Source organism: Flammeovirga aprica JL-4 (assembly GCF_012844305.1).
In the GTDB taxonomy this organism is placed as follows: domain Bacteria; phylum Bacteroidota; class Bacteroidia; order Cytophagales; family Flammeovirgaceae; genus Flammeovirga; species Flammeovirga aprica.
The window spans coordinates 1-524 of record NZ_JABANE010000444.1 but is presented as its reverse complement, the minus strand read 5'-3'; the positions used below and the strand labels follow the sequence as shown (position 1 = coordinate 524).

Annotated in this window: 1 protein-coding gene; it reads right to left on the bottom strand. The window is 63.2% G+C overall.

The window, feature by feature from the left end:
• On the bottom strand, positions 1 to 524 hold a 524-nt coding region (locus tag HHU12_RS34850; protein WP_169661254.1), incomplete at both ends, for a permease-like cell division protein FtsX.

Sequence of the window (524 nt, the reverse complement as noted above, 5' to 3'; positions counted from 1 at the left end):
GCGCCGGAAAAGCCCAGCATCGCTCCGCCGTAGAGGAACGGACGCAGGATAAAGCCGTCGGTGGCGCCGATAAGCTTCTGAACGTTAATGGTATCGCGGCGGGCGAAGATGCTCAGGCGCACGCTGTTGCCGATCACCAGGAACACCGCCGCCACCATCAGCACGCCGATCATCGCCGACACGCGTCCTACCAGCCCGGTGAGCGAGGAGAGACGGGCAAACCAGCTGTCGTCCATCCGCACTTCATCGACACCCTGGATCCGCGATACCCGATCGCGCAGGGTATTCAGCGCCTCGGTGCTCTGGAAATCCAGCTTCGGCACCACGATGGCGACCGCCGGCAGCGGGTTCTCCTCCAGCATATCCAGGGCGCCGCCAAAGCCAGACCAGTTACGGAATTCCCCCAGCGCCTCGTCACGGGACAAATAGTTTACCTTGTCGACGCCCTGCTCCGCCTGCAGCTGGCCCACCACCCGCGCCGCGGCATCGTCATCCAGCGTTTTTCCCAGATAAACGGTGATCTG